A 23,147-nucleotide genomic window follows, 5' to 3' on the forward strand; every position below is an offset into this window, starting at 1 on the left:
TGATTCGGTAAAAGTACTCCGCTGCCCTATCCAGAGAGGTAGCCCACAAGCGAAGGACCCGGCCCCAGCACATGAGGGCAACAAGGCGCGTGCTAGCTAGCCTGCGTCAGGGCAACCCAGGGCACCGGGCATTCCAAGCAATCCCAGAGCCTTTTCGGCGATCCGCTGTCGCGCGGCTGCATCGTGAAGATTGAGCCCCACCACCCCTTGGAGCCACAACCCATCCAGAGCGAGTGCGATCAGGTTGACCAAATCCGGATCGTCACCGTCACGCATCCGCTCCAGCATGGCCAGGCAACGTTCCCTTGCCGGAGCCACAAGGGCTGGATTGGTCGCCAAAGCCGCCAGAACCGCCCCGCCGACAGGATCATTACTATGGCTGCTGGGATCGTTAAGAGCCGAAATAGCGGCCCGGAGCAGCCGATAGGGGCCTTCGTCCAGACGTTCCCAATGAGACAGCAAAAGCGCCTCCCACTGGTCCATCATCTTTTCCAGCATGCCTTTGACCAGATGTTCCTTGCTGGCGAAATGATAGAGAAGACACCCTTTGCTGACCCCAGCCTCCTGAGCAACCTTCTCAAGCGTAAGCCTGAGAGTTCCTTCGTTTCGGATAATCGCGCTTGCTGCATCCAGGATTTTGTCTGCGGTGGACAAGGGGGCAATCCGTTTCACTGCCTTCTGCGGGAAAAGCGCCGACTCTTATTTTCCAGTCCAGACGGGCTTCCGTTTTTCCTGAAATGCCCGGACACCCTCCTTGGCATCCTCGGTCAAGGCAAACAGTGCCACCTGCGTTTCCGCGAACGAGATCGCTTCCTCGAACGGCATAGCCTCCATCTTCTTCAGGGTATACAGCCCTCGGCGGATAGCGGCAGGAGATCTCTCCGACAACCTTGCGAGAATTCCGTTCAACTCATCGTCGAGATTATCCGTGACGCCATTGACCAAGCCGATATCGTATGCCATTTCCGCCGTGATCGTATCCCCCAGGAGGCAGAGCTCGTTCAAACTCCGGCGGGGAATCTGGTGCTGCAACAGGCTTAGCACCTGAGCGGGAAACATACCGACCTTGACCTCCGGCAAGCCAAAGCTGGCCGTTCGGACGGCCACGGCAAGGTCGCACATGGACAACAACCCCATCCCCCCCGCGAGACAGGCCCCATTGACCCGTGCGATCAGAGGAACCGTCGTTTGCTTGGCCTTGCGGAACAACTGCGCGGCCCCCGCATAGGGCGAGGAGTAATCCACGGAGAACGGACTGTTTGACTGAAGATCCCCTCCGGCGCAGAACGCCTTCGCCCCGGCTCCGGTCAGAACAACGGCGCGGATATCGGGATTGGCCATCGCCTGATCCAACCCTTGGGATAATCCTTCCAGGACCTGCGCGTTGATGGCGTTTCGCTGCTTCTCCCGATTGATTGTCAGCCACAGCGTCTGGTCGTCGCGAAGCTCAATCAGCACTTCATCCGACATGGTAACTCCTAACGGATAGATCAGCCCTCGGGGGGGCGATGGAGAGGATGGGTGTGGGTCAGCAATACCCGGACCGATGGGTGTGGCGAGTACAACTCCTCGATCTCGGCAGTCCGCCGCTCGAGAACCAAGCCAAGGCTAATGGTACGCTTGTCGGTCATCTCCCCTTCAGCGGCTGGATCCGGAATCAGGTAAACGCGAACAATCCGGTTTGAGGAGGATGTGCCGGCGGCGGCGATCTGGTCGAGACGATTTTGGAATTCACGGCGTACCGGCATGGATGCGTAGATATCGGCAGCCGTCATGCCGACCGGCAAGGATGCAAACTCCCGGCAAACTTCAAGTTCCGGAAAAATCAGCAGCCCAACTTCCTCGCGGTCGTGTCCGACCACAACCACGTCCCGCACGAGCGGGGACAGGATGCTGTTGGCAAGCGTGCGCAACGGCGCGACACTGACCCAAGTCCCCGTGATCAGCTTGAAGTCCTCGGTCAGGCGACCGTCGAACATCAGCCCCTTGTCGGGGTTATCGGGGTCCACGAATCGAACCGCATCGCCCGTTTTGTACCAGCCGTCCTTGTCAAAGGCCTTTTCGGTCAGCTCGGGCTGCCGCCAGTAGCCGGGAGTAATGGCGGCCCCCTGGATTCGGAGCTCCAACTTCCTGCCATTTGGCACCAGTTGCAAATGGACCCCCGGAACCGGAAGACCAAGTACGCCAGGCTGGCCCGCGTCCCAGGTATCGGCAATCGTCAGAGGACCCGTTTCCGTGGCCCCGAACGCGCTGATGGTCATGACAGGCTTGCCACCGCCTTCCCGCATCAACCGCTGCAAGTCGTTCCACACTCCGACGGGAAGAGTGGCACCCGCATAGAACATCATGTCCAGACGGCTGAAGAAATTTTGCCGGAGCAGGGGATCCTTTTCGAGATGAGCCACCAGAATCTGGTAGAAGATCGGAACGCTGAAATAGACCGTGGGAGCAATCTCGGCCAGATTCTTGGCCGTGACGTGGAACTCCTCCGGTGTCGGGCGACCGTGATCGATATACATCGACCCGCCGCAGTAAAGTGCAATTCCGAACGTCTTGTTGCTGCCCAGAGTGTGGTTCCAAGGCGCCCAGTCAACCAAGACCGGAGGTTTTTCGGTCAGGAAGGGCCACGCCTGCACGGTCATTTGCTGATTGGAGCACATCATGCCGTGACTGTTGATCACGCCCTTGGGCATCGACGTTGAGCCCGAGGTAAACAGAATCTTGCCGATGGTAGCTCCATCCACCCTCGCGGCGGCGGCGTCCACGGCTTCGGTTGGAACCATGGAGACGAGATCGGAAAAGAGCGTCGTTGCCCGTCCGGGAATCGGGGAGTGGCTGACCACCACCTCGGTCGTATCAGGCACCGTTGCGGCGATTGCCTTTTGATAGATGTCCCCGTTTGACGCGTAGACCAGCCCCGGAGTCGTCAGGTTCACCACGTGGCGAACCCTCGCATAGTCGGTAGACAGCAGAGAATAGCCTGGAGACAACGGGATGTAGGGAATGCCCACATGCATGGCGCCAAGGCCAAGCAGGGCATGATCGATATGGTTGCCCGAGAGAATGAGTACGGGGCGATCCGGCGACAGCCCCCTGTCGAGGAGCGACTGAGCTATGCAACGAACCGCGGCGAAGGCTTCCCGGAAGGTAATTTTTTTCCACCCGCCGGTCTCGTCCCTCTCGGCGAGAAACACACGATCACCCGCCTCCTTGGCCCAGTATTCAAGCCTTTCGGTATAGCGCTTGGGATAGGCTCCCAATTCCTCGGGGGAGCGGAGGAAAACCCTTCCGTCTGCCAACCTCACAATCTTGGTACCACGGGGTCCAAGCTTGATTCTCTGGATTTCGGTCATTGAGACGGGCTCCTCCGTTGGCCGTATTTTTCTTGGCGCTTCAAGTGATTTTTCGAACAGCCCCCCCCCACGGGACAATCACGGAAATCCGTGAAGGGGCCATGCAGATCAGTGCGATCTTTAAAGCCCAAGCTGCTTTGCGATGAGATCCTTGATGATCTCCTCACCGCCACCGCCGATGGCGAAGGGTTTGACGTCGCGGAAGATTCTTTCCACCTTCGCACCGCGCAGATAACCGGCGCCGCCGAAGATCTGAACACCTTCCGAGGCACAATGAGCCAGGGTCTGAGAGGCCTGATTCTTCACCATGGACAATTCGGCGATGGGATTGAGTCCCTGATCCATTTTCCAGGCGGTGAGTTCCAGGAATGCCTGGGCGGCGGCGATGCGCTGCGCCATATCGACCAGCTTGTGGCGGATGGCCTGATGCTGGATCAGCGGGACGCCGAAGGTAATGCGTTGCTCCGCATAGGCCCTTGCTTCGTCATAGGCACAGCGAGCCAGTGCAATGGCCGAGGAAGACAGGCTGATGCGTTCATCGTTGAAGGTGGAGGCCAAGGCCTTGAAACCCTTGTTTTCCTCGCCAATCAAATTTCCTACCGGGACACGGCAATCGTCGAAATACAGCGTTGCGGTATCGGACGCGGACCACCCCATCTTCTTCAGTGGAGTCCGTGCCAGGCCAGGGGTATCGCCATCCAGCAACAGCAGGGAGATCCCGCCTCCACCAGGACCGCCGGTCCGGCATACCACGGTGAAGTAATCGGCCCGCATGCCCGAGGTGATGAAGGTTTTCTCGCCTCTTAGAATATAATGATCACCGTCGCGGCGCGCCGTGGTCCTGGTGTTGGCCACGTCGGAGCCTCCGCTGGGCTCGGTACAGGCCAGCGCCGCGATCTTCTCGCCGGCGAGAACGTCCGGCAGCACCCGGCTCTTCAATTCCTCGGAACCGTGCTTGGCGACGGAAGGCATCGCCAAGGTGTGGGTCACCAGGCCGTTGGCGACGCCCGCGGCACCGCATCGCGCAAGTTCCTGCTGCACGATGATGGTGTAGAATCTGTCGGTCGGAACACCGCCATACTCCTCGGGGTAACCAACTTGCAGGATGCCAACGTCGGCCGCCTTGCGGAACAGATCGCGAGGAAATTCCTCGGCATCCTCCCACTTATTGGCATTCGGTTCGATTTCCTTGGCCACGAAACGGCGCACCTGATCGCGAAATGCCTCGTGGTCGGCGGTATAGAAGAGAGAAGTCGAAGACATAGCGCTCCCGGCCCGTTTAGGTTGCAAGTGCGTGATGCCAACGACTTGCGCCGATGGACACCGCGGGTTTCGTCGCATTAGGAGGCCTTGCGAAAAAACAAGCCATCCGATTTGCTTTTTTTTGCAATCTGCCATAGTGTCTCGATACCGCACAAGAAAAAAGGAAGCGTCCGCCCATGCGAGCCCTTATCGTCTATGCCCATCCCGAGCCGACCTCGTTCAACGCCGCATTACGCGACACCGCCATCACGGCGCTATCCGAATCCGGATATCAGGTCGAGGTCTCCGACCTCTACGCCATGAACTTCAAGGCGATTCTGGATCGCGCTGATTTCACCACGGTAAAGGATGCCGAGCGCTTCAACGTCACCTTGGAACAGCGTCACGCCCTGGCCAATAACGGGTTGGCCCCCGACATCGCGGCCGAACTGGCCAAGCTCCAGCGTGCCGATCTGGTCATCCTTCAATTTCCGCTCTGGTGGTTCGGTCTGCCAGCTATCCTGAAAGGCTGGATCGACCGGGTTTTTGTATCGGGCGCGGTCTATGGACGAAGCGCTCTGTACGAGCGCGGCAAGTTGAAGGGCAAGCGCGCCATGGTCAGCCTCACCACCGGCGGTCCGGCTGAAAGCTTCGGCCCCGACGCGCTGAACGGGGACATCCTCGACGTGCTGACGCCCCTGCATCGCGGTGTTTTCGCCTTCACAGGAATGACCGTGATGCCGCCCTTCATGGCCAACCACGTTCCCTATGCCGGCGATGCCGAACGGGCTGAAATGCTGGAGTGCTACCGCGCCCATCTGGCCGCACTTGAAACAGCCCAGCCCCTGCCGATGCCGCGATTTGCGGATCATGAGGAAGCGATGGCTCGGACCTTGAAGGCCCATGCCCAGTAATCACCATCACACTCGAAGAGGTAGATGATCATGACCACCGTTAGAGTGGAATGGCCGAAAGAAGGCCACGCCCGCATCGTTCTTGCCCGCCCTGAAAAGCATAATGCCCTGGGCCACCCGGAACTTTTCGCCATCGCCAAGGCATCCCAGGACGTGGCCGATCGGCCTTGCCGGGTGGTCTCGATCATTGCCGAGGGGCCATCCTTCAGCGTCGGCGGCGATGTGGATAGTTTCGTCAAGAATTTGGATAACGATATCCAGAAGTGGCTCCGCCATGGCGGCCTGGCGGTCAACTCGGCCATCGCCCGACTGAAGGGACTTGACGCCGCTATCGTGGTGGGCGCGCAGGGCCTGGTCGCTGGTGGCGCCCCTGGTTACATGGCCGCAGGCGATTTCATCATCGCCGCCGACGACATCAAGATCAATCTTGCCTATACCCGTATCGGCGCCAGCCCCGACGCCGGCACTTCGTGGTCCCTGCCGCGTCTGGTCGGCCCCTTGCGAGCCTTCGAAATGCTGGCCCTGAGCGAAACCATCGATGCCAAGAAGGCGTTGGAATGGGGGCTTGTCAACCGGGTGGTGCCGGTTGCCGAGTTGCACTCGTCCGTGGATGCCATGGTCGACAGGCTTTTGGAAGTGCCGCCGGTGACCTTGAGGAACATCAAGCGCCTGGTTGCAACCAGCCTGGAGACTTCGCTGGAAACCCAGCTTTACCGCGAAATCGAAGGCTTCTCGGCCGCGGTCGGCGACAAGGAATTCGCCCCCAGGGTCAAGAAATTCGTGAGCAAGGGCAAGGCTGAGTGATGATGAGGGGCCGGCGGCTGCTGGTTTATGAAAACGGTCTCCTGGTGATGATGAGTCTCACCTTGGGATTGGCGTCCATGAACCGGCTGTCCGCCAACTATCTGATGCCCTTCATCGTCAACGAGCTTCAGCTCACCAATACTCAGACCGGCATGCTGAGCTCGGCGGTCGCCCTGACCTGGGCCATGTCCGGGCTGTTTCTGATATCGGCGATCGGCGGCAGGGTCACGCGCAAGACCCTGCTGCTCGGTCTGATCGCCCTCTTCTCCCTCTGTTCGGTGGCGTCCAGCCTATCCGGCTCCTTTCTTGCCCTGCTGCTGGCCCGAGCCATCATGGGCGGCGCGCAGGGATCGGTCATGCCCATCGCTCAATCCATGATGGCCGCGAATTCATCGCCGGGGCGGCGCGGACTGAACATGGGGCTGGTTCAAAATGTCGGCAGTGGCATCCTGGGGGGGATTCTCGCCCCGGTGATCCTGGTCACGCTGTCCGACATTTGGGGATGGCGGATTGCCATCGCCGCCTGTGCCGCACCTGGTTTGGTCTTTATGGTGCTTCTCTATCGCTCTCTCAGACCCGGCGACGATGGGAAACCGCCTGGAGGAGAGTCGAGCCATGATCTTTCCGCCGGGGAGTTACTGGCCTATCCCAACATCCTGCTATGTGTCGCACTCAGCGCCCTCGGCTTGATGTGGTATTTCCTTCACATCACCTTCCTGCCGCTTTTGCTGGTGGAGGCATTTGGACTAACCCCTTCCGAGATGGGAATCGTGATCAGCCTGCGCGGCTTTTCGGCGGTGGCGGCGGGAATCCTGCTGCCGGCCCTTTCGGATCGATTGGGACGCAAACCGGTCGTTGTGTGCGCCTCCGCCCTGGGCATCCTTTCGCCGTTGGCGATGACCATTCACACATGGCCATTCGGCCCCCTTGCCGCCATCAATCTCCTGAGCGGATTCGGCGTCGGCGTCGTTCCCTTGGTCATGACCATCATCCCATCGGAAACGGTTCCCCTGCACCGGATCGCGAACGTCATTGGACTTACCGTCGGCTGCGCGGAACTGTTCGGCGGCTTCGCCTCTCCGATCCTTGCCGGAATGGCCGCCGATCACCTTGGGATTCTCGCGCCGCTGTGGATCGCCACCGTGGGCGCCACCATCGCCACCCTGCTGTCCACGCATTTGACGGAAACCAACAGCAAAGTGAGCAATACTCACTAGCGATCCGGCCCCGACGCCCGCATCCCTCGCTTCACGCTCCGCTCGAATTCCAGATTGTTTTATTATCAGTTATTATTTTGATTTTACAGAACAATAATGACAAAGACCTCCCAGCACCCCTGTTGAAATTCGATCAGAGGATCGACTCCACTCGTACTGGCCGGTAGTACACAACCATCGGCATTAGCTCTATCGGGCTTGACTTAGTGAACGTCACTCACTATTATGCGGATCAGTTACCCCAGGGACGACCGCCGCATGCCGAAGCCCGCTGAAAAGACCGTTGTCCGCTTACCGCGCGAAGACCGCGTCAGGGATATCCTGGCTGCCGCGCGAGAGGTCTTCTGCCGCTGCGGATTCGCCGGCGCCTCCATTGCCGAAATCGCCTCCCTGGCCGGCGTGGCCCAGGGCACCATCTACAAATTTTTCGACACCAAACGAGACCTGGTCCTTGCCGTGCTGGCGGGCTGGTACGACACCATGCTGGCCGAATTCAACTCCCGGATTCCGGAAATCCACGGGGCCCGGAACAAGCTGCGCTTCATCGTCTGGCGGCACATCCGGTCCTTGGTGGAAAATCCGGATCTGATGCGGCTGTGCTCCAACGAGGTGCGCAACGATGGTGACTACTATCACGGCGATATCTACGCGCTAAATCGCAAGTATGCCCACGTTCTTAGCGAAGTCTGCCGGGAAGGGATGCGCAACGGAGAGTTCCGCTCGGATCTTCCGATACCGCTCCTTCGCGACCTCATCTTCGGCGGAATGGATCACTACGTATCCAGCTCACTGTATCAGGGGCGAGAGTGTGATGCGGAACGTATCGCCGACCAGATCATCGACCTTCTGTCCACGGGAATTGCTGTTTCGCAGGCGGGGGCCGGCGCGCTGGAGGGGGCTCTGAGCCGTCTTGATCGCCTGGCCGACCGGCTCGACGAGATCGTCGAGCGTGCGCCCGCGGGCCAGCCCCTTAAGTCCAATTGAGCCTCGAACGGGACTGACATGGCCATACTGAAATCCCAGATCAATGTCGGCGGCGAAGGGTTCCAGACCAATCGCGCCGAAATGCTTGCCCTGCTGGATGGGGTAAGAACCCTCGAGCGCCGCGTGGTGGAGCTTTCCGCGGCAAGTCGCCGCAAGTTCCAGGAACGCGGGCAGATGCTCCCGCGCGAGCGTATCGCCTATCTGTTGGATAGCGGCAGTCCGTTCCTCGAACTGTCCACCCTGGCGGGCCTTGGCATTCATGACGACGACGGCCACCACAATCCCATGGGTGGAGGCATCATCACCGGAATGGGCTATGTCAGCGGCGTGCGCTGCATGGTCATCGCCCACGACAGCGGCATCAAGGGCGGCATCTTGATGCCCATCGGCGTGCGCAAGACCATCCGTGCCCAGGAAATCGCCCAGGCCAACCGGCTTCCGGTGGTCTATCTGGTGGAATCCGGCGGCGGTAATCTTCGCTACCAATTCGAAGCCTTTTCCATCGGTGGCGGTGTCTTCAAGAACCAATCGCGCATGTCGGCGGCGGGAATTCCGCAGATCAGCGTGGTCCACGGCTCAGCCACCGCCGGCGGCGCCTATATGCCGGGTCTCAGCGACTACCTGATCATGGTCCGCAATCGGGCCAAGGTGTTTCTGGCCGGCCCTCCGCTTCTGCGCGCGGCCACAGGCGAGGTGGCGACCGACGAGGAACTGGGCGGCGCCGAACTCCATGCCATGGTCTCCGGCGTGTGCGACTATATGGTGGAGGATGACCGGGAGGGGTTGGATTGCGTCCGGCGCATCGTCGCCGCCCTGGTGTGGGACGGAAAGGCCCCCCACCGTCCCTACGAGGAGCCGCGCTACTCCCCCGATGAATTGGCCGGTGTGGTTCCGGTCGATTTCCGCCGCGCCTATGATGTGCGCGAGGTCATCGCAAGGCTGGTGGACAATTCCGACTTCCACGAGTTCAAGACCAATATCGGCATCGCCACCGTCTGCGGGCAGGCCAATATCGAGGGCTACCCCGTCGGCATCATCGGCAACAACGGCCCCATCGACGCCGATGGCGCCGCCAAGGGCGGCCAGTTCATCCAGCTGATGTGCCAGGCGAACAGCCCGATCCTCTATCTGCACAATATCACCGGATTCATGGTCGGAACCGACGCCGAGCGCCGAGGCATCGTCAAGCACGGTTCAAAGATGATCCAGGCGGTATCCAACGCCACCGTGCCGCAAATCAGCCTGATGATGGGGGCCAGCTTTGGCGCCGGGAATTACGGCATGTGCGGACGCGGCTTTGATCCCGATTTCATTTTCGCATGGCCCAACAACCGCACCGCCACCATGGGGGGCGAGCAGGCGGCCAAGGTCATGACCATCATCGCCGAGGACCGTGCGGCCCGTGACGGCAAGACCGTGGACCGAGCGGCGCTCGACGCCGCCGAGAAGAAGCTGATCGCCCAGTTCGAACATGAATCGACGGCGCTTTATGCAACGGCGCGCATGTTCGACGACGGCATCATCGATCCCCGCGACACGCGAAAGGTCTTGGCCTTCTGTCTGGCGACCTGCCGTGAGGGCAGCCGCGTCGCCCTCAACCCGAATACGTTTGGAGTGGGACGTCTATGAGCATCTACACCGAAGATCACCTTGCCCTTCAGAACTCCCTGAGGAAGCTGATCGAGACCGAGATCAACCCCTGTGTGGACAAGTGGGAAGACGAGGGAATGTTTCCCGCTCATGAGTTGTTCCCCAAACTGGGCGAGGCCGGATTCCTCGGCATCACCATGCCGGAGGCCTTTGGCGGCATGGGGCTGGATTTCAGCTATCTTCTGGCTTTCGCTGAAACGGTGGGTGAGATCAATGCCGTCGGCCTGCACATGGCGATCGGCATCCAGGCGGTGATGTCCACGGCGGCTCTGGCGAAATACGGCTCCGACGAACTGCGCGAACAGTTCCTGCGCCCGACTATCTCCGGCGAGCAGGTGGTCTGCCTCGGCGTATCAGAACCCGGTGCCGGCTCGGATGTCAGTCAGATCAAGACCAACGCCCGCAAGGATGGTGACGACTACGTCATCAACGGCGGCAAGATCTGGATCACCAACGGTGTCCAAGCGGATTGGATGTGCCTGTTGGCCAACACCAACGAGGGCTCGCCCCACACGTCCAAGTCGCTGATCTGCCTTCCCATGAAGACGCCGGGTGTCACCGTCGCCAAGAAGCTCGACAAGATGGGCATGCGCAGCTCCGACACGGCGCAGATCTTCTTCGACGATGTGCGCATTCCTCAGCGCTATCGGATCGGCGAGGAAGGCAAGGGGTTCGTCTATCAGATGGAACAGTTCCAGGGCGAGCGCCTGTTTGCCGCCGCCGCCCATGTGCGCCCCATGGAGAAGGCCATTCTTGACACCATCGACTACACCAACACCCGCAAGGTGTTCGGACGTCGGGTCATCGACAATCAGGTGGTGCGCTTCAAGCTGGGCGAACTCCAAACCAAGATCGAGCTTCTGCGTTCGCTGATCTATCGCGCGACCCAGGAATACTGTGCCGGCCAAGACGTCACCACCTTGGCCTCCATGGCCAAGCTGACCGCCGGACGGCTGATGCGCGAGGTGGCGGATTCCTGCCTGCAATATTACGGCGGCATGGGGTTCATGAACGAAACGCCGATTTCGCGCTTCTATCGCGACTGCCGCGTAACCTCCATCGGCGGAGGTACCGACGAGATCATGCTGGAGATCATCACCAAGCGCATGGGTATCGGGGGTCAATGACCATCGACCTTGCCATCGGCCACTAGTGGAGCTGGATGTGGAACCGTTCACGACCATCCTAATCGCCAATCGCGGTGAAATCGCCGCCCGCGTCATTCGAACCGCAAAAGCCCAGGGCTATCGGACGGTCGTGGTTTACTCCACCGCCGATGCCGAGATGCCGTATCTGCGCGCCGCGGACTTCGCTGTCCACATCGGGGAGGCTCCCGCCGCCCAGTCCTATCTCGACATCCAGAAGCTGCTTGATGCCGCCAAGCTGTCAGGGGCCGACGCGGTTCATCCCGGCTATGGCTTCCTATCGGAAAGCGATATCTTCGCCGACGCTTGCCATGCCGCCGACATCACCTTCATCGGGCCGCCGCCGGAAGCCATGCGGGCCATGGCCAATAAGGCCGAAGCCAAGCGGATCATGCTTCAGCATGGCGTGCCCTGTATCCCCGGCTATGACGGCGAAGACCAAAGCGACGAAGCTCTGGCCCGCGAGGCCAGCCGCATCGGCTATCCTGTCATGCTGAAGGCCGTTGCCGGCGGTGGCGGCAAGGGAATGCGGCTTGTCGAGGGGGATGTCCATCTCGCGGAGGGCATCCGCCAGGCTCGTTCCGAGGCGATCAAAGCGTTTGGCAACGGCCACCTCATGCTGGAAAAGGCGATCATCGCCCCCCGCCATATCGAGGTTCAGATTTTCGCCGATGCCCACGGAAACGTGGTTCATGTGGGCGATCGCGACTGCTCGATCCAGCGCCGCCACCAGAAGATCATCGAGGAGGCTCCCGCTCCCGGCCTTTCCTCGGAGTTGCGCGCCCGTATGGGGGAGGCGGCGGTTACCGCCGCCAAATCCGTCGGCTATCGCGGTGCCGGCACGGTGGAGTTCCTGGCGACCAATGCCGGCGACTTCTACTTCCTCGAAATGAACACCCGGCTCCAGGTGGAACATCCGGTTACGGAAATGGTTTCGGGTCTCGATCTGGTGGAATGGCAGATCCGGGTCGCCGCCGGCGATCCCCTCCCTCTGCGCCAAGAGCAGATCGCCATCACCGGTCACTCCATCGAGGTTCGCCTTTATGCCGAGGATCCCGACACCGACTTCCTCCCCCAGTCTGGTCGCATCGTAGCCTGGCGCCCTCCTGTCCGTGAGGGCATCCGCATCGATCACGGCCTGGGTGAAGGCGCCACGGTGTCCACCTTCTACGACCCGATGGTGGCCAAGATCATCGGCTACGGCCAGGACCGGCATGAGGCACGCCGTCGTCTGGTTCGCGGCATCGAGGATTTCGTCGTTGGTGGCATCAAGACCAATCGCCGGTTCTTGCTGGATTGCCTGTCGTCCAGCGCCTTCATCTTCGGCGAGCTGAGCACCGCCTTCCTGGACCGCAACGTCTTCGAGGGCGGCGCGAGGGGCCCCGCTCCGGCCACTATCGCACTTGGCGCCGCCTTGCTTTACGGCAGGCAGGCAGCCAAGCATTCCGCCTTGGGGGCTTGGCGCAGCCGCCCCTGGCAGGCGGAATCCATGACCCTGGAGTTCGGCGATACGACCAAGGCTGTTCAAATAGCAGCCAAGGGTGACCAGCGCTACGGCGTGAAGGTCGATGAAGCCGAATTGGAGGTCGCCATCCTGGGCGGAACACCTCGGCTTTGGGTGCGTATCGACGGACTGGAAGAGGCTGTCGATACCGCCTGGGACGCGGATGTGCTGCATCTGTCCCATCGCGGTTCTTCCTTCATCTTTGCCATCCCCACCGCCGAGGGCGGATCATCGAAAGACGGCGGCGACAGCTTCGCCTGCGCCCCCATGCCGGGATCCATCGCGGGCTTACGGGTCGATCTCGGGGCGATGGTGGAGAAAGGCGAGATCCTCTTGATCCTCGAGGCCATGAAGATGGAACACCCCATCACCGCCCCCATCGCCGGGAAGGTAGCAACCATTCACGTATCCGTTGGGCAACAGGTGGGAATGCGCCACGTCCTGGTCGAAATCGAGCCCGCCGACAGCGCGGCGGAGTAACAGCCTCCCACGGGCGCGGCCGTTCTTATCACGCGCGGCCCATGCCCCCATCCGAGGAGAGTGAAACTCATGAAGGACATTCTTGTCGCCATCGGGCGGACCCCGTCATCGAATTGCGCGATTACCGTTGCGGCGCATTTGGCCAGGGTTCACGGCGCCCGTTTGACTGCTCTCTATATCCCTCCCAGCCAGCAGATTTCTCCTCTTGCCATCCATGCTGCCGGCCCCGCTCTCGTCGATGAGGTCGCCCACGACCGCAGCGTCCTGGGAGACCAGGCCCGTGAGTATGTTTCATCCCTCGCGTCGTCCCTGGGGATCGACTTTCAGTGGATCGAGGCAACGGGCGATATCATTGATGCCCTGGTATGGCATGCCCACTGCAGCGACATCGTGGTGGTGAGGCGATGGGGCCCGCAGGACGAGAACGGTTTTTCCAGCAGGGATTTCGCCCGCCTCGTCACCGACGCTGGCCGCCCCATCATGATCATCCCGCCAAGCTATAACGGGATTCCCGGCAGCTCGGTGACGATCGGCTGGAACGGCAGCCGTGGCGCCACTCGGGCGGTTCATGATGCCCTGCCGATCTTGCGCAAGGCCAAGGTTGTCGAGTTGCTGATCGTTGCTGCCACCGCCACCAAGTCTCTAGACAAGGAAATCGCCTTGGCGATCCGCGGCCATCTCTTCCGCCACGGCATCGAGTCGACCCCCAGGATCACCGTGTTCCACCCGGCCCTTGGCGCCAATCATATGCTGATCGACACCGCCAAGACGGGGACCGATTTGCTGGTTATGGGCGCCTTTGGACGACCGCGCATCCGTGAGATCGCACTGGGAAGCGTCACCAAGTCAGTGGTCGAAAACAGCACGGTCCCTATTCTTCTGTCGTTCTGAGAACCTGCGGCACGGGAAGCCTATACATCATAGGTTCGGCATGAGACGCGCACACACCGGCCATAATAAATATCTATGTTAGGCATTCGGCAGTTCGTTTAAAGAACGACCACTTGGGTACGCTAGTATCACCCTTGCTGTGCGATGTGCTGGCATAATCCATAGATAGTGCAGGTGCAAAATGCCCGAACTTACACATGATCAGAAAAGAGACCTCGTGTTGAATTTTTACCGCGAGGTCGTCCTTGGGCAGAAGTTTGAGCTTGCTTCAAAATATATGTCGCCGAACTACAAACAGCATACTCCAGCCTGTGGCGATGGAGTAGATGGGCTCCTGGAGTTCTGTCGCAAACTATTCACAGCCCTTCCCGAGTTCAAAATTGAGTTCAAGCGCGTCTTCGTGTCCGACAACTACGTTGTCATCCACTCGCATGCGGTTCTGGCCCCCGGCAGCCGCGGGGAAGCCGTCGTGGATATCTTCCGCCTGGAAGGTGACAAGGTTGCCGAGCACTGGGACGTTGTTCAATCGATTCCCGAAACGGCACTCAACAACAACGGCATGTTCTAACCCAGCCGACATTGGAGGAAATGTACTATGCGGTTCAAGGATCAGGTGGTCATCGTGACCGGTGGCGGTTCTGGCATCGGCGCCGCCACGGCACGGATTTTCGCGCGTGACGGCGCCTCGGTGACGGTGGCCGATATCGCCAATCAGGACGAGGTCGCCAAGGAGATTACCAAGGTCGGGGGCAAGGCCATTGCCGTCCGCTGCGATGTGTCGAGCTCGGATTCCGTCCAGAAGATGATCGAAGCCACCATCTCGGCCTTTGGCCGGTTGGATGTCATGGTCAGCAACGCCGGCGTCGGCGTGCTCAGTTTTGCCGAGGGAACCTCGGAGGAGGACTGGGATCGCTGCCAAGCCATCAACGTGAAGGGCGGCTTTCTGTGTGCGAAATACGCCATCCCGCATCTGCGCAACGCCGGCGGCGGATCAATCCTCTTCACCGCCTCGGTCGCGGGCATACAGGGCGTCGCCGGCGCCCTTCCCTACGCCACCTCCAAGGGAGCCGTGGTCAACATGACGCGCACCCTGGCCCTTGACCACGCCCATGAAAATATTCGTGTCAATGTCGTCTGCCCCGGCGCAACGGACACCCCCCTGTTGCGGTCGGCGCCGGTACCCGTCGAAGTCATCGCCGCCATGCAGGCACTCGGCCGAGTGGTGACCCCGGAAGAAATCGGCGAGGCATTCGCCTATCTTGCGTCTCCGGTGGCACGCTGCATTACCGGCCAGACACTGGTCATCGATTCCGGGGCTTCAGCTGGCGACCGGTCCATCGTTGCCAATGCCCTGAAGGCGGGTGGGCCGTAAGACGATGGGCGCGCCGACGGCACCCCGTCGGCGCGCCCTAGCTAGCTGCGACGACGAAGAAGCGGTGCGACCATTTCGATCCACCGTTCGACCACTTTCTCCGACTGCCCGGTGTCGTCTCCGAACAATCCCTGGATCACGAGACCACGCATCAGGCACCTGCTCATCACCATGATAAGCTGGACATCATTCTCCCCCCCCCCAGCCGCCTCGAAGATCGAGCCCCAGTGCCGATCGAGTTCGGTATTCCAATGCAGCAGCCTTGGTGACAACCGCTCGCGCAATTTCCGATCGGTCCGCGCCGCGTTCAATATCTCCAGCATGGCCCGATATGGCTTGGTATTGATCAGATCCGCCCACATGGAACGCAGATAAGCCCCCAGGTCATCGGCCGATGATTTCGCGGCTTCCATCCTGAATTGGTTGTGTCGCTCAACCGAGCGCTGAATCAGTCGGTCCGCCACCGTTGTGATCAGGTCTTCCTTGGTTGGAAAATGGTGCTGCAGGGCCCCCTTCGATACGCCCGCGCGCTCCACTACACGATTGATCGAGGTTTCCGCATAACCTAGCTCGCACAGACAGGCGATTGCGGCACGACAAATGATGTCCTGCGCCTTGAGGCTTTTTGCCTCCTGCTTTCCCATCAAACCAAAATTCTTCGTCACACCCACTCCTTCGCCGCAGGCATCGCTGCAACCATCGTTATGCCCGTCCGGAATAAAGCCATACACACGGATTTTTTCAAGGAATTTGAACGAACCAGCGCTCTTTGCCGACCTTCAGCGCCCAAGACGCCCCCCCAACCTTGATCGGAAATGACAAGAGCAAGTCTAGAATACATCCATAAGCAGCGCAGCAATGACGTTGCTGCGCTGCACAATTACAGCGCCGCGACAAGATAAAAGCCGCCGATACTATATTGTTTCAGCAACTACCGGATTTCCGGGATGTTCTGGCGCCGACCATCTCCCCCAATCTTCAGTCTAAGAATAGGCTCAATGGGGAGGTTGTCGTGAGTCATCGGATGAAACGTCAATTTTGCAGCCAGGCTGGCATCATGCTGGCTGGTGCCGTCTGCACGTTCGCAGCCATGTCCGGGGCACGTGCCGGGACGATCGACGTCGGAAATCCCGACGTCGAAGTGAGGTGGGACAACACCTTCAAGTACACGTTGGGACAGCGTGTCGGGCACCAGTCGGGCAAGGTGATGGGTTACACATCTGGTCGGCGCGGCGAAGAGGATGGCGATCTCAGTTTCCAGCAGGGTGACTTGATCACTAGTCGAATGGACCTTCTTACCGAGCTTGACGTCAGCTTCAGGAAGAGCATGGGCATGAGAGTCAGCGCCGCCGCTTGGTATGATCCGATCTATCAAGGGCGGAACAATAACGACGGGACCGGAAACAACAACAATCTCGGCTACGCTTCCGACAAGTTCCCCAAGGGCACCGCTGATTTGCATGGCAAACAAGCTGAACTCTTGGATGCTTTTGTTTACAAAACGTTTGAGCTTCCAAAGGAGCAGAGCCTATCCGTCCGACTTGGACGCTATACGCTGCTCTACGGCGAAAGCCTGTTTTTCGGCGCCAACGGCATCGCGGGCGCCCAGACGCCCATCGACATCGTGAAGGCGCTGTCGCTCCCGGGGGCTCAATTCAAGGAAATTGGAGTGCCGGTCACGCAGACCTCTTTCCAATATCAGATTAGCCCGAGACTCTCATTTGGCGGCTACTATCAACTTGAATGGCGTCCCAATCGCGTGCCGAGCGCAGGCAGTTATTTCAGCGCCAACGATTCAGTTGGACCAGGAGGACATTATGTCTTCCTTCCCCCCGGCGGAGGCCTGCCGGCCAACTCATATCTCCATCGCGTCAAGGATATCGAGCCGAGCAATCTTGGACAGGGTGGCCTTCAGATCAGGTTCAAGCCAGCGGAGAATTGGGACTTTGGCCTCTATTACTCCCGGTTTCATGCCAAGGACTTCGTGAATTATGTGCGCCCCGGTGTCAATGGCTCCGGCGCCACCACATATGGTCAGGACCTGGGTGAATATGCCCTGGCCTATCCAGAGGGAATCAGTCTCTATGGAGCCAGCTTTGCCACCAATATCGGCGACACCAATGTGTCCGGCGAGACCTCGATCAGGACCAATCAGCCCCTGGCTTCCCCTGGTGGGGCCGTGGCGGATACAGGTGGAAGAGCAGGAATTGGCCCCAACCGGCTTTATCCGGTGGGCAAGACCTTCCATGCCAATCTCTCGGCTATCACGCTTTTCAATGAGACGCGGATCTGGAATGCCGCAAATCTCGTCGCAGAAGTGGCCTACAACCGACGTCTTGAGGTAACCAACCGCAAGGCACTCGACCCGAACGTGACCGTTGATGCCGTGGGTTTACGCGGCACCTTCACACCCGAATACTATCAGGTTACGCCCGGACTCGACCTGACGCTACCGATCACCATCGGTTACAACCCATGGGGGCGGTCATCTCTAGGCCCCACCGTGTTTGGCGGCGGCGACAGCGGCGACATAACGATTGCCCTGCAAGGGGTTTGGGAAAACACCTGGAAGGCCGGATTGCAATTCACCCACTATTTCGGCCCAGCCGGATCGCTTCATGACCGGAACAGCAACTACTCCTTCGACCAGGTTTACGCAGATCGCGACTACGTGGCCTTTAACGTCCAGCGCACTTTCTAATCCAGTGACGGGAGGACAGGAAATGTACAAGTATGTTATCGCTGGAACGGTTCTGGCGTTGTGGGTTGGCGGTGCCAATGCCGGTGTATCGCCCGAGGAGGCGGCCACCCTCAAGACCACGCTAACGCCGCTTGGCGCCGAACGGGCGGGCAACAAGGATGGCACGATCCCGGCATGGACCGGCGGGCTGACCACGCCGTCCAGTCGGACGGATAAACTGCCGGCCGATCAGTTTACCGCGGAAAAACCCCTGGTCCAAATTACCGCCCAGAATGCAGGGCAGCACGCCGACAAATTGGCCGAGGGAGCCGTGGCCCTGCTGAAGCTCTATCCGACCTATCGGATTGATGTCTACCCGACCCATCGGACGGCAGCCGCGCCTCAGTATGTCTACGACAATACCGTCAAGAACGCCACGCGGGCCAAGGTCAGCGCGGATGGCCAGAACATTGAAGGGGCATTCGGGGGAGTGCCATTCCCCATCCCCAAATCCGGCATCGAGATTTATTGGAATCATACCCTGCGGCCCCGGAATGTCTCTTCGGAGCTTACGTTCTACAACTGGGTCGGAACAGCAGATGGACAGCGAACCCTGGCCAACCGGGGCGAGACAACCGATCAGCATCCCTACTACTACCCCAATGGCACTCCGGAGACCTGGACCGGCGAATATCTTTATGGCCGCACCACATCGACCGAACCGCCCTTCAAGGCGGGAGAGGCGCTGGTCGCCAGAGACCATATCTCCTCCCGTCAAGCCTGGCAGTATCTGGTGGGACAGCGTCGGGTGAGGCGTGCGCCCACGGTCGGATATGACACTCCCGACTTCATTGCATCTGGCGCTGATTACTTCGACGAGGCCTTTGGATTTTGGGGGCAGCCCGACCGTTATGACTGGAAACTGGTCGGCAAGAAGGAAATGTACATTCCCTACAATACCAACGGCTTTCTCTCAACACCTCAGGACGGTCAGGCCACCGGCAATCACCCCAATCCAGACAAACTGCGCTGGGAACTGCATCGGGTATGGATTGTCGATGCGACCGTGGCGCCTGGCAAACGCCATGCCGTGCCGAAGCGTCGTTTCTACTTCGACGAGGACACTTGGGCAATCGTGATGGTTGATGGGTTCGATGCCGAGGGCAAGCTGTGGCGCTTCAATCACACCATGCCCTTCGTCGCCCCCGAGGTTCCGGTGGTCATCACCATGCCGACGATCGTCTACAATCTTCAGTCCAAGACTGTCGCTTGGAGCAACATCTTTGATGCGTGGAAGTCCGTGCCACAGAAGCCGGATGCACACTTTACCGGCGATTCCCTGGCCTCTGGCAGCGTCCGGTAGCCAGAAACGAGAAAGAGTGGGAGCCTGATCCGTTGGGCTCCCATGAACTCATGATCGCGGAGGAATAGGTGCCACGTTTACGAACTCTCTGCCTGAGTTTCCTCATTGCTTCAGCCGTAATTGGCATTGATGGCACAGCGTCTCCATCGCGCGCCAATGATGGCTTGGATCCACTCTACATCCCCTCCCGCCCCTCAGTTCGCAGCCTCCAGTCGGTGGTGACCGCAATCACGCGCGCGGGGGATCGTCTCGTCTCCGTTGGAGAGCGGGGAATACTCTTGCTGTCCGATGACAATGGCAAGAACTGGCGACAAGCACCGACACCCGTGTCAGTCACCCTAACCGGCGTTCATTTTCCTTCCAAGACCCACGGCTGGGCCGTTGGGCACGGTGGCGTCATCCTAGCCTCAACCGATGGTGGAGAAACCTGGACGAAGCAATTTGACGGACGCAAGGCAGCCGAGATCGAATTCACAGCGGCCAAGGCTTCGCAAGCGGAGCACCGCCTGGCAGAAGCCGAGAGATTGATTGGCGATGGCCCCGACAAGCCATTTCTCGATGTGCATTTCATGAACGAAAAGGACGGTTTGGCCGTTGGCGCGTACGGCCTCGCCTTCGCGACCAGCGACGGCGGCGCGAGCTGGCGCTCTATCATGGGGAAGATCAACAACCCGACGAGCAAGCATCTTGTTTCAATCCTGACCAACGAACGCGGTATCTATCTGGCAGGGGAACAAGGGTTGTTTTTCCATTCCACTGATGGCGGCGCCAGCTTTGCCGAGATTCCGTCGCCGACCCGCGGTACTTTCTTCGGAATGGTCGGAACCTCCGCTGGGGATGTCGTCGTCTTTGGATTGAGAGGGAACGCCTACCTTCGATTGCAGACGGGAGAATGGAAGAAGATTGCGATTTCCGGCGCATCTCTGGTTGCAGGCCAGCGCCTGACGGACAATTCCGTCGTTCTGATAGACGAGTTCGGAAGTGTCCTTAGAAGCATCGATGGTGGGCATACGTTCGCGGTCGTGGTCGGGCCGCAAGCGATGTCGCTGGCCAGCCTGGTTCAGGCCCCCGATGGCACGCTTGTCGGCGCCGGGGGACGCGGGAACCTTCGACTGACCATCGCGCTTGATAAGCGGAGTAACTAGCGTGACCGCAGAAACAGAACTTGATGAGCACCCCGTAATTACTAATATCTCTGAATTCGATCAGAAATCAGGAATATTTGCTGAACGAATCTTATTTAACAATCGTGCGGCGATTATCGCACTGTGTCTGATCGCAACCATTCTTTTTGCATATCAGGCGACAAAACTGCATCTCGCGGCCAGCTTCGAAAAGATGATTCCAACGGGCCACCCGTTCATCATCAACTACATGGCGAACAAATCAAGCCTCGTCGGGATGGAAAATGTCATCCGGATCGCCATCGAGAACCCCTCCGGGACCATTTTTGATCGCGACTATCTCGAGACTCTCCGCCAGATCAATGACGAGATTTTCCTGATCCCCGGAGTCGACAAGCCGTTCATGAAATCACTGTGGACACCCGCGACGCGCTGGGCCGCCGTGACCGAGGACGGCTTCGACGGCGGCCCCGTCATGCCGGATACCTACGACGGGTCGCCGAGAGCGCTGGAAGAGGTTCGGATCAATGTGGAGCGGTCGGGAGAAATCGGTCAATTGGTCGCGGCCAATATGCGCTCGAGCATCATGTTGGTTCCCTTGCTGGAAATAAACTTCCAGACCGGTCGCCGCCTGGACTACCAAGAATTCTCCGACCGCCTTGAAACAATCAGACTGAAATATCAGTCTCACGGAGTGGCAATCTACATCACTGGATTCGCCAAGATCGTCGGCGATCTCATTGGCGGGCTCAAACAAGTCCTGGTTTTTTTTGGACTTGCCATCCTAATTTGTGCCTCTGTCCTGCTTTGGTATACGCGTTGTATCCGCAGTACGCTGCTGGTGGTGACCTGCTCACTTGTCGCCGTTATTTGGCAACTTGGGTTACTGCCAACTTTGGGCTACGAGTTGGACCCATATTCCATTCTGGTGCCCTTTCTGGTCTTTGCCATCGGGATGAGCCATGGCGCTCAGAAGATGAACGGCATTTCCCAAGACATTGGGCGAGGCACCCATCGCTTGGTGGCGGCTCGCTATACCTTCCGTCGCCTGTTTGTCGCCGGCATGACCGCATTGCTCGCCGACGCGGTCGGGTTCGCGGTGCTGATGGTGATCGATATCAGGGTCATTCAGGAACTAGCCATCGCCGCGAGCATCGGCGTATTGGTGCTGATCTTCACCAATTTGGTGCTGCTGCCGATCCTGCTGTCCTACACCGGAGTCAGCGCCACCGCAGCACAACGCAGCGTCAAGCATGAGATGCCCGACAGCCAGGCCTCCTGCCATAAACGCCATGCCTTCTGGACATTTCTCGACCACTTCACCCAACGCAGGGCCGCCGCGCTTACCGTTGGCGGATCGGTCTTGATCGGCATTCTTGGATTTGGCGCAAGCCTGAATCTCAAGATCGGCGATCTTGACCCCGGGGCCCCCGAGTTGCGTTCGGATTCGCGGTATAACCACGACAATGCCTTCATGACCGAAAATTACGCTGCCAGCAGTGATATTTACGTCGTGATGGTCAGGACTCCGCAATACCAGTGTGGCCAATTCGACACGCTGGTCAAAGTGGACGCCCTTGAAACTGAGTTACAGCAACTAACCGGGGTGGAGTCGACCAATTCTCTGGCGGCTTTGGCAAAGCGCATGGCTGTGGGCTTCAACGAGGGCAGCGTCAAGTGGTACGAAATTCCGCGTTCGCAAGACATGCTGAATGCGATCGTTACACGGGTGCCACGGGACCTGATTAATCAGAACTGTGATCTGCTCAGCGTTTACGCCTATCTCAAGGACCACAAGGCAGACACGCTTGATTCGGTGGTTCGGACGGTCGAGGCTTTCGCGACCAGAACGAATACCAGCAACGTAAGCTTCATCCAGGCAGCCGGAAATTCCGGGATCGACGCGGCAACAAACATCGTTGTGAAGAAGGCCAATAGCCAAATGATGGCATTGGTTTATCTTGCCGTGATTATTCTTGCCTTCATTACATTCCGTTCCTGGCGCGCCGTCATTTGCGCGGTTCTACCATTGATGCTGACCTCGGCCTTGTGCGAGGCGCTCATGGTTGCCCTCGGCATCGGGGTCAAGGTGGCGACCTTGCCCGTTATCGCCCTCGGAGTTGGCATTGGCGTGGATTATGCGCTGTACATCTTGTCGGTCACTCTGGCGCATCTCCGTCAAGGAAAGAGTCTTTCGGAATCCTATTACCGTTCGCTGCTGTTTACCGGGAAAGTCGTAATTCTTACGGGCATCACCCTGGGCATCGCGGTATCGACCTGGGCATTTTCACCAATCAAGTTCCAAGCGGACATGGGAATACTTCTCGCCTTCATGTTCGTCTGGAACATGGCGGGCGCCTTGATTCTGATGCCCTCTCTTGCCTACTTCCTGCTGTCTCCAAAATCCAAGTGACCCGTGGAGTA

General features: G+C 59.3%; 19 protein-coding genes. 14 read left to right on the forward strand and 5 right to left on the reverse strand.

The genetic code is table 11. From position 1 onward, the window contains the following. Nucleotides 1-96: 96 nt before the first annotated feature. From CP958_RS08175 to CP958_RS08190, 4 genes are all read right to left on the reverse strand, one after another. Nucleotides 97-654 carry a TetR/AcrR family transcriptional regulator gene (locus tag CP958_RS08175; RefSeq protein ID WP_242442802.1) on the reverse strand — a complete coding sequence of 186 codons (558 nt, stop codon included), beginning with the start codon at nucleotides 652-654 and terminating at the stop codon, nucleotides 97-99. Nucleotides 655-699: 45 nt separating this feature from the next. Beyond that, nucleotides 700-1,470 carry an enoyl-CoA hydratase-related protein gene (locus CP958_RS08180; RefSeq protein WP_096701487.1) on the reverse strand — a complete coding sequence of 257 codons (771 nt, stop codon included), beginning with the start codon at nucleotides 1,468-1,470 and terminating at the stop codon, nucleotides 700-702. A 20-nt stretch (nucleotides 1,471-1,490) separates the two neighbouring features. After that, nucleotides 1,491-3,353, reverse strand: a complete 1,863-nt coding sequence (locus CP958_RS08185; RefSeq protein ID WP_096701488.1) for a feruloyl-CoA synthase — start codon at nucleotides 3,351-3,353, stop codon at nucleotides 1,491-1,493. Between the two features lie 120 nt (nucleotides 3,354-3,473). Further along, entirely contained in the window at nucleotides 3,474-4,616 is a 1,143-nt protein-coding gene (locus tag CP958_RS08190) for an acyl-CoA dehydrogenase family protein (RefSeq protein WP_096701489.1), read from the reverse strand. 176 nt (nucleotides 4,617-4,792) lie between these two features. Here CP958_RS08190 and CP958_RS08195 point away from each other — a divergent pair, with 176 nt between their 5' ends. From CP958_RS08195 to CP958_RS08240, 10 genes are all read left to right on the forward strand, one after another. Next, a complete protein-coding gene (locus CP958_RS08195) occupies nucleotides 4,793-5,509 on the forward strand; it encodes an NAD(P)H-dependent oxidoreductase (RefSeq protein WP_096701490.1) in 717 nt (238 codons plus the stop codon). A 30-nt stretch (nucleotides 5,510-5,539) separates the two neighbouring features. Next, nucleotides 5,540-6,313 (forward strand): enoyl-CoA hydratase-related protein, encoded by a 774-nt coding sequence (locus CP958_RS08200; protein ID WP_170958897.1) that lies wholly within the window; start codon nucleotides 5,540-5,542, stop codon nucleotides 6,311-6,313. A gap of 50 nt (nucleotides 6,314-6,363) precedes the next feature. Continuing rightward, nucleotides 6,364-7,530, forward strand: a complete 1,167-nt coding sequence (locus tag CP958_RS08205; protein WP_277948869.1) for an MFS transporter — start codon at nucleotides 6,364-6,366, stop codon at nucleotides 7,528-7,530. Between the two features lie 258 nt (nucleotides 7,531-7,788). Next, nucleotides 7,789-8,514 (forward strand): TetR/AcrR family transcriptional regulator, encoded by a 726-nt coding sequence (locus tag CP958_RS08210; protein ID WP_170958899.1) that lies wholly within the window; start codon nucleotides 7,789-7,791, stop codon nucleotides 8,512-8,514. 18 nt (nucleotides 8,515-8,532) lie between these two features. Then, nucleotides 8,533-10,143, forward strand: a complete 1,611-nt coding sequence (locus CP958_RS08215) for a carboxyl transferase domain-containing protein (protein WP_096701494.1) — start codon at nucleotides 8,533-8,535, stop codon at nucleotides 10,141-10,143. Then, the gene (locus CP958_RS08220) at nucleotides 10,140-11,291 is read left to right on the forward strand and encodes an acyl-CoA dehydrogenase family protein (RefSeq protein ID WP_096701495.1); all 1,152 of its coding nucleotides are present in this window, start codon (nucleotides 10,140-10,142) and stop codon (nucleotides 11,289-11,291) included. Before CP958_RS08215 ends, CP958_RS08220 begins: the two co-directional genes overlap by 4 nt. A gap of 37 nt (nucleotides 11,292-11,328) precedes the next feature. After that, complete coding sequence (locus tag CP958_RS08225) at nucleotides 11,329-13,293, forward strand: biotin carboxylase N-terminal domain-containing protein (protein ID WP_096701709.1); 1,965 nt, start codon at nucleotides 11,329-11,331, stop codon at nucleotides 13,291-13,293. A 69-nt stretch (nucleotides 13,294-13,362) separates the two neighbouring features. Next, nucleotides 13,363-14,184 (forward strand): universal stress protein, encoded by an 822-nt coding sequence (locus tag CP958_RS08230; protein WP_096701496.1) that lies wholly within the window; start codon nucleotides 13,363-13,365, stop codon nucleotides 14,182-14,184. A gap of 181 nt (nucleotides 14,185-14,365) precedes the next feature. Then, a complete protein-coding gene (locus CP958_RS08235) occupies nucleotides 14,366-14,752 on the forward strand; it encodes an ester cyclase (protein WP_096701497.1) in 387 nt (128 codons plus the stop codon). A gap of 27 nt (nucleotides 14,753-14,779) precedes the next feature. Then, a complete protein-coding gene (locus tag CP958_RS08240) occupies nucleotides 14,780-15,556 on the forward strand; it encodes an SDR family oxidoreductase (protein WP_096701498.1) in 777 nt (258 codons plus the stop codon). 41 nt (nucleotides 15,557-15,597) lie between these two features. Here CP958_RS08240 and CP958_RS08245 read toward each other — a convergent pair whose 3' ends face one another. Then, nucleotides 15,598-16,221, reverse strand: a complete 624-nt coding sequence (locus CP958_RS08245; RefSeq protein WP_141400470.1) for a TetR/AcrR family transcriptional regulator — start codon at nucleotides 16,219-16,221, stop codon at nucleotides 15,598-15,600. A gap of 347 nt (nucleotides 16,222-16,568) precedes the next feature. Here CP958_RS08245 and CP958_RS08250 point away from each other — a divergent pair, with 347 nt between their 5' ends. The 4 genes from CP958_RS08250 (at nucleotide 16,569) to CP958_RS08265 (ending at nucleotide 23,136) form a co-directional block, all read left to right on the forward strand. Further along, the gene (locus CP958_RS08250; protein ID WP_141400471.1) at nucleotides 16,569-18,257 is read left to right on the forward strand and encodes a DUF1302 family protein; all 1,689 of its coding nucleotides are present in this window, start codon (nucleotides 16,569-16,571) and stop codon (nucleotides 18,255-18,257) included. Nucleotides 18,258-18,279: 22 nt separating this feature from the next. Beyond that, the gene (locus tag CP958_RS08255) at nucleotides 18,280-19,599 is read left to right on the forward strand and encodes a DUF1329 domain-containing protein (RefSeq protein ID WP_096701501.1); all 1,320 of its coding nucleotides are present in this window, start codon (nucleotides 18,280-18,282) and stop codon (nucleotides 19,597-19,599) included. Between the two features lie 278 nt (nucleotides 19,600-19,877). Beyond that, entirely contained in the window at nucleotides 19,878-20,744 is an 867-nt protein-coding gene (locus CP958_RS08260; RefSeq protein ID WP_197706379.1) for a YCF48-related protein, read from the forward strand. 37 nt (nucleotides 20,745-20,781) lie between these two features. After that, nucleotides 20,782-23,136 (forward strand): MMPL family transporter, encoded by a 2,355-nt coding sequence (locus tag CP958_RS08265; protein WP_347337837.1) that lies wholly within the window; start codon nucleotides 20,782-20,784, stop codon nucleotides 23,134-23,136. Nucleotides 23,137-23,147 lie beyond the last annotated feature (11 nt).

The organism is Magnetospirillum sp. 15-1, from assembly GCF_900184795.1.
GTDB lineage: Bacteria > Pseudomonadota > Alphaproteobacteria > Rhodospirillales > Magnetospirillaceae > Phaeospirillum.

Bases quoted from the DNA above. Each gene is read 5' to 3' on its own strand.
- CP958_RS08230 (WP_096701496.1), top strand. From the start codon at position 13,363: ATGAAGGACATTCTTGTCGCCATCGGGCGGACCCCGTCATCGAATTGC.
- CP958_RS08195 (WP_096701490.1), top strand. From the start codon at position 4,793: ATGCGAGCCCTTATCGTCTATGCCCATCCCGAGCCGACCTCGTTCAAC.
- CP958_RS08200 (WP_170958897.1), top strand. From the start codon at position 5,540: ATGACCACCGTTAGAGTGGAATGGCCGAAAGAAGGCCACGCCCGCATC.
- CP958_RS08220 (WP_096701495.1), top strand. From the start codon at position 10,140: ATGAGCATCTACACCGAAGATCACCTTGCCCTTCAGAACTCCCTGAGG.
- CP958_RS08240 (WP_096701498.1), top strand. From the start codon at position 14,780: ATGCGGTTCAAGGATCAGGTGGTCATCGTGACCGGTGGCGGTTCTGGC.
- CP958_RS08210 (WP_170958899.1), top strand. From the start codon at position 7,789: ATGCCGAAGCCCGCTGAAAAGACCGTTGTCCGCTTACCGCGCGAAGAC.
- CP958_RS08190 (WP_096701489.1), bottom strand. From the start codon at position 4,616: ATGTCTTCGACTTCTCTCTTCTATACCGCCGACCACGAGGCATTTCGC.
- CP958_RS08215 (WP_096701494.1), top strand. From the start codon at position 8,533: ATGGCCATACTGAAATCCCAGATCAATGTCGGCGGCGAAGGGTTCCAG.
- CP958_RS08205 (WP_277948869.1), top strand. From the start codon at position 6,364: ATGAGTCTCACCTTGGGATTGGCGTCCATGAACCGGCTGTCCGCCAAC.
- CP958_RS08180 (WP_096701487.1), bottom strand. From the start codon at position 1,470: ATGTCGGATGAAGTGCTGATTGAGCTTCGCGACGACCAGACGCTGTGG.
- CP958_RS08235 (WP_096701497.1), top strand. From the start codon at position 14,366: ATGCCCGAACTTACACATGATCAGAAAAGAGACCTCGTGTTGAATTTT.
- CP958_RS08255 (WP_096701501.1), top strand. From the start codon at position 18,280: ATGTACAAGTATGTTATCGCTGGAACGGTTCTGGCGTTGTGGGTTGGC.
- CP958_RS08185 (WP_096701488.1), bottom strand. From the start codon at position 3,353: ATGACCGAAATCCAGAGAATCAAGCTTGGACCCCGTGGTACCAAGATT.